Origin of the sequence: Burkholderia sp. Ac-20379 (genome assembly GCF_017104645.1) — a bacterium.
Taxonomy (GTDB): domain Bacteria; phylum Pseudomonadota; class Gammaproteobacteria; order Burkholderiales; family Burkholderiaceae; genus Burkholderia.
This window is the reverse complement of the sequence record NZ_JAAGPF010000302.1, coordinates 1-9,263: the sequence shown is the minus strand read 5'-3', so window position 1 is coordinate 9,263 and position 9,263 is coordinate 1. Positions and strand designations below refer to the sequence as shown.

10 protein-coding genes are annotated in these 9,263 nt (G+C 67.9%); 7 read left to right on the top strand and 3 right to left on the bottom strand.

Annotated elements, in window-relative coordinates:
* The 6 genes from G3N92_RS26835 to G3N92_RS26810 form a co-directional block, all read left to right on the top strand.
* On the top strand, positions 1-353 hold a 353-nt coding region (locus G3N92_RS26835; RefSeq protein ID WP_206130616.1), incomplete at its 5' end, for a histidine phosphatase family protein.
* Between the two features lie 36 nt (positions 354-389).
* Positions 390-1,160 (top strand): SDR family oxidoreductase, encoded by a 771-nt coding sequence (locus G3N92_RS26830; protein ID WP_206130615.1) that lies wholly within the window; start codon positions 390-392, stop codon positions 1,158-1,160.
* 51 nt (positions 1,161-1,211) lie between these two features.
* A complete protein-coding gene (locus G3N92_RS26825) occupies positions 1,212-2,006 on the top strand; it encodes an SDR family oxidoreductase (protein ID WP_206130614.1) in 795 nt (264 codons plus the stop codon).
* A gap of 61 nt (positions 2,007-2,067) precedes the next feature.
* A complete protein-coding gene (locus G3N92_RS26820) occupies positions 2,068-3,084 on the top strand; it encodes an NADP-dependent oxidoreductase (protein ID WP_206130613.1) in 1,017 nt (338 codons plus the stop codon).
* 599 nt (positions 3,085-3,683) lie between these two features.
* Positions 3,684-5,777: a TonB-dependent receptor gene (locus G3N92_RS26815; RefSeq protein ID WP_241015037.1), complete on the top strand. Its 2,094-nt coding sequence runs from the start codon at positions 3,684-3,686 to the stop codon at positions 5,775-5,777.
* Between the two features lie 209 nt (positions 5,778-5,986).
* Entirely contained in the window at positions 5,987-6,415 is a 429-nt protein-coding gene (locus G3N92_RS26810) for a hypothetical protein (RefSeq protein ID WP_206130612.1), read from the top strand.
* A gap of 91 nt (positions 6,416-6,506) precedes the next feature.
* Here G3N92_RS26810 and G3N92_RS26805 read toward each other — a convergent pair whose 3' ends face one another.
* The 3 genes from G3N92_RS26805 to G3N92_RS26795 all read right to left on the bottom strand — a co-directional run bounded on the left by G3N92_RS26805 (position 6,507) and on the right by G3N92_RS26795 (position 8,807).
* Entirely contained in the window at positions 6,507-7,559 is a 1,053-nt protein-coding gene (locus tag G3N92_RS26805) for an AI-2E family transporter (protein WP_206130611.1), read from the bottom strand.
* A 207-nt stretch (positions 7,560-7,766) separates the two neighbouring features.
* Complete coding sequence (locus G3N92_RS26800; protein WP_206130610.1) at positions 7,767-8,354, bottom strand: YSC84-related protein; 588 nt, start codon at positions 8,352-8,354, stop codon at positions 7,767-7,769.
* 57 nt (positions 8,355-8,411) lie between these two features.
* Positions 8,412-8,807, bottom strand: coding sequence for a DUF883 family protein (locus G3N92_RS26795; RefSeq protein ID WP_206130609.1), 396 nt, complete (start codon positions 8,805-8,807; stop codon positions 8,412-8,414).
* Positions 8,808-8,998: 191 nt separating this feature from the next.
* Between G3N92_RS26795 and G3N92_RS26790 the strand changes: the two genes are divergently transcribed.
* On the top strand, positions 8,999-9,263 hold a 265-nt coding region (locus tag G3N92_RS26790; RefSeq protein ID WP_206130608.1), incomplete at its 3' end, for a hypothetical protein.

The window sequence follows — 9,263 nt, the reverse complement described above, 5'->3', positions numbered from 1 at the left end:
AGACGCTGTTCGCGGGCGCGGTGGCGCGCTGGACTTCGGGCCAGGCCGACGCCGATTACGCGCAGCCGTGGCCGGCATTCCGCGCGGCCGTGCTCGACGCCTGGGACACGCTGTTGCGCGAGGCCGCGCGCGACGGCGAAACCTGGGTGGTGTCGTCGGGCGGGCCGATCGGCGCGATCGTCGCGCAGCTGGCCGGCGCGCCGCCGCAGCGCGGTTTCGATTTCGCCTGGCCGCTCGTCAACACCAGCGTGTCGCGCATTCACGTGGGCCGCGGCGGCGCGCGGCTCGTCACCTACAACGCCTGGCCGCACCTCGACACGGCGGCCGACGCCGCGCTCGTCACGCATCGCTGAGCCGCATCCCTTCGTTATCCAGAGGAACCCATCACGATGACCGCATCCGCTCTGTTCGATTTGTCCGGCAGGATCGCCCTCGTCAGCGGCGCGAGCCGCGGCATCGGCGAGGAGGCCGCGCGCCTGCTCGCCGCGTGCGGCGCGCACGTGATCGTGTCGAGCCGGCGCATCGACGATTGCCGCCGCGTGGCCGACGCGATCGTCGCCGACGGCGGCTCGGCCGAACCGGCCGCCTGCCACATCGGCGAGCCCGGGCAGATCGAGGCGCTCTACGCCGCGCTCGACGCGAAGCACGGCCGGCTCGACATCCTCGTCAACAACGCCGCGGCGAACCCGTATTACGGCCCGATCGTCGACACCGGGATCGACGCGTTCCAGAAGACGGTCGACGTCAACATCCGCGGCTATTTCTTCATGTCGACGCACGGCGCGCGCCGGATGGCCGCGAACGGCGGCGGCGCGATCGTCAACGTGGCATCGGTGAACGGCGTGATTCCGGGCGACCAGCAGGGCATCTACTCGATCACGAAGGCGGCGGTGATCTCGATGACCAAGGCGTTCGCGGTCGAATGCGCGGCCGGCGGCGTGCGCTGCAACGCGCTGCTGCCGGGCCTGACCGACACGAAGTTCGCCTCGGCGCTGACGAAGAATCCCGCCGTGCTCGACCAGGTGCTCGCGCACGTGCCGATGCGCCGCGTGGCCGCGCCGTCGGAGATGGCCGGCGCGATCCTGTTTCTGGCGTCGCCCGCGGCGAGCTACACCACGGGCGCGGTGCTCAACGTCGACGGCGGATATCTGTCGGTATAGTGGCGACGCGCGGCGCACCGGTGCCGCGTGCAACGAATTCGAGGAGCAAGCATGACGACGATCGGAGGGCCGCGGCTCGCGGGCAAATGCGCGTTCATCACGGGCGCGACGGGCGGGCTGGGCCGCGCGATGGCCACGCGCATGGCGGAGCAGGGCGCGAAGCTGTTCCTGACCGACGTGGCCGCGCAGCAGGCCGCGCTCGACGCGCTCGCAGGCGAGCTGAACGCGGCGGCCGGCAGCCGCGTGGCGTGGTGCGCCGAGCAGGACGTGCGCGACGACGCGCGCTGGCAGGCGCTCGCGGCCGAGGCGAACGCGGCGATGGGCGGGCTGTCGGTACTCGTCAACAACGCGGGCGTGGGCTCACTCGGCACCGTCGAGCAGATCGAGCAGAAGGAATGGCGGCGCGTGATGGACATCAACGTCGAAAGCATCGTGCTCGGCGTGCGCCATGCGCTGCCGTTTCTGCGCGACAGCCAGCCGGGGTCGATCATCAACGTGTCGTCGGTCGCGGCCTTCAAGCACGAGCCGGAATACACGGCCTACAACGCGTCGAAGGCGGCCGTGGCTTCGTTGACCAAATCGATCGCCGTCGATTGCGCGCGCAAGCAGACCGGCGTGCGCTGCAATTCGCTGCACCCGTCGTTCATCCGCACCGGCATCGTCGAGCCGTTCTTTCAGCAGCTCGGCGAGAACGCGGCCACCCGCAAGCTCGCGCGCGGCGTGCCGATGGGCCGCCTCGGCGAACCGGACGACGTGGCCTGGGCCGCGATCTATCTCGCGTCCGACGAGAGCCGTTACGTGACCGGCGCCGAACTCGTGATCGACGGCGGGCTGTGCGCGATCTGAGCGCACGGCCGGCGCGATCGCGATCCGCCGCTTTTCCCTTTACCGAGGACGAGGAGACACCATGCCTGATGCCATCAACCGTCAGTTGCGCCTGAAGGCGCGCCCCGAAGCGCGCGTCGGCGCCGAACATTTCTCGCTGGTCGAGACGCCGCTGCCCGATCTTCAGGAGGGCGAACTGCTGGTGCGCGTGCTGTATCTGTCGATGGATCCGACCAACCGCGTGTGGATGAGCGACATTCCGCAATACCTGCCGCCGGTGGCGATCGGCGAAACCATGCGCGCGCTCGGCATCGGCCGCGTGGTGGCGTCGCGCGCGGAGAAGTTCGCCGTGGGCGATCTGGTGCAGGGCCTGGTGGGCTGGCAGGACTACGCGCACGTGACGGCCGAGGACGCGCCGAAGCTGCTCAAGCTGCCCGAACTCGGGCTGCCGCTGCCGACGCTGCTCGGCGCCTGCGGCATGAGCGGGCTGACAGCGTATTACGGGCTGACCGACATCGCGCCGGTGCAGCCGGGCGAGACGCTCGTCGTCTCGGCGGCGGCCGGCTCGGTCGGCTCGATCGCGGGGCAGATCGGCAAGATTCACGGCGCGCGCGTGGTGGGCATCGCGGGCGGCCCCGACAAATGCCGCTATCTGACCGAGACGCTCGGCTTCGACGCCGCCGTCGACTACAAGGCACCCGACTGGAAGCAGGCGCTGAAGGCGGCCACGCCCGACGGCGTGCACGTGAACTTCGAGAACGTGGGCGGCGAGGTGATGCGCGCGGTGCTGTCGCGGATGGTGATCGGCGGGCGCGTGGCGATGTGCGGCGTGATCTCGAGCTACAACAATCAGGGCCGCGCGGGCGACGATTTCGGCGTGGTGATCTCGAAGCGGCTGACGCTGCGCGGCTTCCTGATCCTCGATTACCGCAAGAACCGCGAAGCCGTGCAGCAACTGGCCGGCTGGCTGCGCGACGGGCGCATCAAGGCCGAGGAAACCGTGGCCGACGGGCTCGAGAACGCGCCGGACGTGCTGAACCGGCTGTTCGACGGCAGCCATCGCGGCAAGCTCGTGCTGCGCGTGGCCGGCGACGCCTGAGCGCACAGAAAAAAAAGCCACGGATTGCTCCGTGGCTTGCAATTTTCCAGTCAAGAGGGGGAGTCCGACTGGAGGTCTGGCCGCCTCTGATCACCGAGCGCCGGGGTTGCCGGACGGCGATCGCGAGACAGTTCCCATTGTTCGGGTACGGCGCCGCAGCGTCAATTTCGGGCGATTAAGCGCGATTAAAGGCGCTTACGAAGTCTTGCTCGTCATTCGCTTGCAGCGGCTTTCATCCCGCTTCGATGCGCGCGGGGCGCTCCGCCGCGCCTGCGTTCGCCGTTCGCGCCCGGCCCGCACCGCCATGCGCCGGTGCCGCGCCGCCACATTTCCCCGCCTGACAGAACCTCTCCGCGCATTCTTTCGATTGCCGTGCTTGTTGTTACAAACTGAAATGATATAACATATCTGAATACAGTTTGTTTTCAACTTGATTTCGACCCCGCGCGTGCCACCCGGCCGGGTCGCGTGGAGGTCGCCGTCTCATGACGGCCCACCGCGCGGCTGAAATGATACGTTATAACGTGACGTATTGGTGGGTGATACGGCGGCGTCGGCTCAGGTCCGGCTCTCATCCAACGACACCACCACCGTTCACCATGCGCGACTCCGTCCGTTCCCGTTCCCTGTCCGCCGCGCGCGGGCTGCCGCCTCTCACCCTGATGTTCGTCGCCAGCCTGGCCTATGCGCAGTCGGCGGCCACTCCCGCCACGTCCACACCCACGCCGGCGCTCTCGCTGAACCCCGTGTTCGTGACCGCCAACCCCACCGGCGACGCCGAACTGATCTCGCCGACCGCCTCGATCGGCGGCGACGCGCTGGCGCTGCGCCGCGCCGATTCGCTTGGCGGTTCGCTCGACGGCCTGCCGGGCGTGTCGACCACCACCTACGGCCCGCTGGTCGGCCGCCCGATCATCCGCGGCATGGACGGCGACCGCATTCGCCTGCTGCAGAACGGCGTGGCCGCGTTCGACGCCTCGTCGCTGTCGTACGACCACGCGGTGCCGCAGGATCCGCTGACGGTCGAGCGCGTCGAGATCGTGCGCGGCCCGGCGGCGCTGCTGTATGGCGGCAATGCAGTGGGCGGCGTGGTCAACAGCATCGACAACCGGATCCCGCGCGAAGCGCTGAAGGGCGTGTCGGGCGCGGTCGACGCCAGCTACGGCGGCGCGAACGACGCGCGCGCCGGCGCGGCGATGGTGGAGGGCGGCAACGGCCGCTTCGCGTTCCATGTGGACGCGTTCGACCGCGAAACCAGCAAGCTGCGGATTCCCGGCTACGCGCACTCGGATCGCCAGCGCGCGCTCGACGGCCCCGACGCCGAACAGACCGATGGCAACATTCCGAACAGCGACGGCCGTCAGCACGGCGGCGCGGTCGGCGGCGCCTACACCTGGGCCGACGGCTACGCGGGCCTGTCGTACAGCGGCTTCGAATCGAACTACGGCTCGGTGGCCGAGAGCGACGTGCGCCTGCGCATGCGCCAGCAGCACGTGGCCGCGTCGTCCGAGATCCGCAACATCGCCGGCCCGATCTCGCAACTGAAGTTCGACTTCGGCTATACGGACTACGAACACAAGGAAATCGACAACGGCGAGACGGGCACCACGTTCCGCAACCACGGCTACGAAATGCGCATCGAGGCACGCCATCGCAAGATCGGCCCGTTCGAGGGCGCGTTCGGCGTGCAGGCCTCGCAGAACACGTTCTCGGCGCTCGGCGAGGAAGCGCTGGTGCCCACCACGCAGACCACCAACGTCGCGCTGTTCGGCCTCGAGGAATGGCAGGCCACCCAGGCGCTGAAGTTCAGCCTGGGCGGGCGCATCGAGCACATCAAGGTCGATCCGACGCCGGCCGGCAACGAGCGCTTCGCCGGCGCGAGCGCGCGCACGTTCACCGCGGGCAGCGTGTCGTTCGGCTCGCTGCTGAAGCTGAACCCGGTGTGGTCGGTGGCCGGCAGCGTGTCGTACACCGAGCGCGCGCCCACGTTCTACGAGCTGTACGCGAACGGCCCGCACGACGCCACCGGCCAGTACCTGATCGGCAACCCGGCCGCGCAGAAGGAGAAGGCGATCTCGACCGATCTCTCGCTGCGCTACGCGAGCGGCCCGAACAAGGGCAGCATCGGCGTGTTCTACACGCGCTTCACGAACTACCTGACCGAGTTCAACACCGGCCGCCTCGTCGACGACGACGGCGAACCGGTCGCGCCCGGCACCGACGACGCGCTCAGCGAAGCCAACTACCGCGGCGTGCGCGCCGAGTTCTACGGCATCGAGTGGGACAGCAAGTGGCGCGCGTTCCAGAAGGGCGCGCATCGTCTGGACATCGAACTGACCGGCGACTACACGCACGCGCGCAACGCCGAGACGGGCGAGCCGCTGCCGCGCATCTCGCCGCTGCGCACCTCGCTGGCCGCCGATTACGGCTATGGCCCGTTCGGCGCGCGCGCGCAGGTCACGCACGCGTGGGCGCAGCATCGCGTGCCCGAGAACGATCTGCCGACCGACAGCTACACCTCGCTCGGCGTGGTGCTGACCTACCGCTTCCACGTGGGCGCGACGCACTGGCTGGCCTACGTGCGCGGCGACAACCTGACGAATCAGGACATCCGCTACGCCAGCTCGGTGGTGCGCGACATCGCGCCGGAAGGCGGCCGCAGCGTGATGGTGGGGCTGCGCACGACGTTCTGACGCCAGGCGTTCGCGCCGCAACGCCGGGTCGGATCGCGCCCGGCCGAGCCTCCGCTCGGCCGGGCTTTTTTCATCAGGTATCCGGAGTTTAGTAAGATGGCACGCGCCGAAAGCGGATCACGGCCACGGTGAGCATCGATGCACGAGCACGCGCGTCGGCGTCCACCGGACAATTCCACTCCGCGTCATATTCCGGGAAGAAACCAGCCATGACGACACGACTCGCGCTGCGCGCGGGCCTGGCGGGCGCGCTGCTGTGCGCCGCCGCCGCGGCCCACGCCGCGCCGCTTTGCCAGACCCAGACGCAAGGCGCCCACAAATCGAAGCTCTGCATCGAGCAGACGCCGTTCAAGCACGACTACTACACGCTGTGGGTGGACGACGCGCCGGTGTTCATGCTGCCCGACGATTACGTCGAGAGCGTCACGCTCACGCACGCGGTGCCCGACGACGACAGCAACGAATTCCCGCTGTCGAAGCAGGGCACGCGCAACGTCTCGATCACGGGCGGCTGCCGCCCGGTGGACGAGGCGCAGGGCGCCGGCAGCGATGCGGTGGTCGCCGAAACGGGCCGCGTCTGTTCGTTCTTCTGGGGCCAGCAGGCGGTCGTGAAGGACATGCGCTTCAAGTTCGACTGAGTGCGATGGCGCCGGCGTGAAGCCGGCCGACAAGGAAACGGCGCGAGCATGCTCGCGCCGTTCTTGTTGGGGCGGCGCGATGCGCCGCGCGTCAGGGGTTCTGATCGGCGCGCGCGAAGATGTCCCAGCTCGCCATGAACAGCGCCGCCACGAGCGGGCCGATCACGAAGCCGTTGATGCCGAACAGCGCCATGCCGCCGAGCGTCGAGATCAGCACCACCCAGTCGGGCATCTTGGTGTCCTTGCCGACCAGGATCGGGCGCAGCAGGTTGTCCACCAGGCCGATCACGCCGACGCAGAACACCACCAGGATCACGCACTTCCAGATCTGCCCGGTCACGCCGAAATAGATCGCGGCCGGCCCCCAGACGAGGCCCGCGCCGATCGCGGGCAGCAGCGACAGGAACGCCATCAGCGCGCCCCACAGCAGCACGCCGTCGATGCCGAGGATCCAGAAGATCAGGCCGCCGAGCGCGCCCTGCACCAGCGCCACGGCGATGTTGCCCTTCACGGTGGCGCGCACGACCGTCGTGAACTTGGTCAGCAGCAACTGCTTGTGATCCTCGTCGAGCGGCAGCGCGCGCCGCACGCGGCGGCCGATCTCGCCGCCGTCGCGCAGCAGGAAGAACACGAGATACAGCATGATGCCGAAGCTGACGATGAACTGGAACGCGTTCTGGCCGATGCTGAAGGCCTGCGCCGCGACGAACTGGCTGATCGCGGCGGCGCCGTCGGTCAGCTTCTTCTGCACGCTGGCGATGTCGGTCAGGCCATAGCTGCGCAGGATGCGCTGGATCGAGGCAGGCAGTGCATGCACGATGTCCTGGAACCAGCCCGTCATGTTCGGCTGCGCGGCCTTGATCTGCTGATAGGCGAACGCGATTTCCTGCACCAGCGTGGCGGCCACGAAGGTCAGCGGGATGATCACGATCAGCACGATCAGCGACAGCGTGACGAGCGCGGCGAGGTTGCGGCGCTTGCCGAAATGCGCGGCGAACCAGCGCTGCACGGGCTGGAACAGGATCGCGAGAATCGTGCCCCAGAAGATCGCGCCGAAGAACGGCACGAGGATCCAGCAAAAGCCGATCGTGACGATGGCCAGCAACAGGTGGAAGAATTTCTGGTGGTCTTTACCGCTTTCCATGATGTGGCTCGAACGGCTTGTTTGTAATTGGGACGGACGCGCGCCGGCGGCGCAGGCGTCCGATGGCGCCCGGAATGCCGCGAGTATGCCTGCAACTCGCGAGGGCGGGTAGCGTTGCGGCGGGGCAAGCCCTGCGCGCAGACAAAAAAACGCCGCGGCGCGAGCCGCGGCGCTTCCAAGCGTGGAGGCCCGGCAGGGCCCGTGCGCTTACGGGTTGATGCGCGTGACCTTGGTGCCGTTGACCGACAGGTCGCCCATCAGGCCCGCGTTGGTCAGCACGATGGCTTCGACCGGCGACGTGACCGTGTTCGAATCCACCGCGCCGTTCGCGCCGATCTTCACGACGGCGACCGAGGCGTCGGCGCCGGCCGACCAGCCGTCCGTGCCGCGGAACTTGTCGAGCGCGTCCTGCGTCATGAACAGGAACACCACGGCCTTCGATTGCGCGCCGGCCTGCAGGCCGAACGACAGCGACGAGGTGTTGTAGTAGCCGACCGTGCTGCCGCCCACGCGCAGGGCGCCGTTGCCGGTCTGTGCGCCAACGATGAAGCCGGCTTGCAGCACGCTCGGGAACACGAGCACGCCGCGCGACTTGGCCACCAGCTCACGCGAGCCCGGCACCGTCGAATACAGGCGCGAGAGCGTCGCGTCGACGCTCGAATTGATCGCCTGACGCTTCGACGAATTGGCCGCGGCGCTTTGCGGCTCGTTCGGCGGCGTGGTCGTGCAGCCTGCCAGGGCGAAGCTGCCGACGACGACGGCTGCTGCGGCTTTCATCATGAGTGCTTGACGCATGGTTTTTTCTCCTCGTTGCAAGTTGCGTTATGTGCGTGCGGATAAAGCGGATTCGGATTAACGGCGTGCGAGCAGCAGGCCGGCGATGAAGGCGACGCCGGCGACCACGCCAGCCGTTTGCCACGGATTTTCGTGGACCACTTGCGAGACGCGATCGGCTTGCTCGCGAGCATGGGCGCGCAGGCGGTACAGGGCGTCTTCGGTGGCGTCGTCGAGCGAGCCGCGCACTTCTTCGAGGCGGCTGTTCAGGCGCTTGCGCAGCGAATCGATGTCCGCGTCTTCCTTCTTCAGCAGATCCTCGAGTTCGCCGACGAGCGAGCGGACGTCGTCCTTCACGTCGGAGTTGAGGTTGCGTGCGTTGTGGCGCGTGTCGCGCGCGACACGGCGGCCCGTGCGGCGCAGTTCCGTGATGCCTCGGTCGATTTTGTCTTCGATGCTGTTCGTGAGTGCCATGGTGAGTGTTCTCCTTGAGATCGAGAAAAAAGGGTCGGTAATGCGTGACTGCCCGGATGAGATTCGTGTTCTCGGCTCAAGTTTCGCAACTCGCGTGCCAGGTCAGGCCCCATCTCGAAAAAATCCTTTCGGGACAGGGATTTGCGCAATTGAAACAAAATCTCTCGCCGCTTCCGCACGATGCTTGAGATTTGGTGATATTTACCGATTTTCGCGGCGCGGGCATCGGTAAAAATGTTCCGGCGGGACTGGGCGCGGCGCTTGCGACGGCCCGCAAAGCGTTGCGGGGCCTGCACGCGGCGGAAATCGGCCGGCTAGCGCGCAAGGCCCCGAAAACCTGCGATCTCGTGCACCGAAGGGCGCGTTTTCTCCCGAAATCGCGACGGCGCCGAAATACCGTGCAATCGGTGCTTTTTTGCACGAAGCGGCGGGGCAGGCCACGGATGCCCGTCAGCA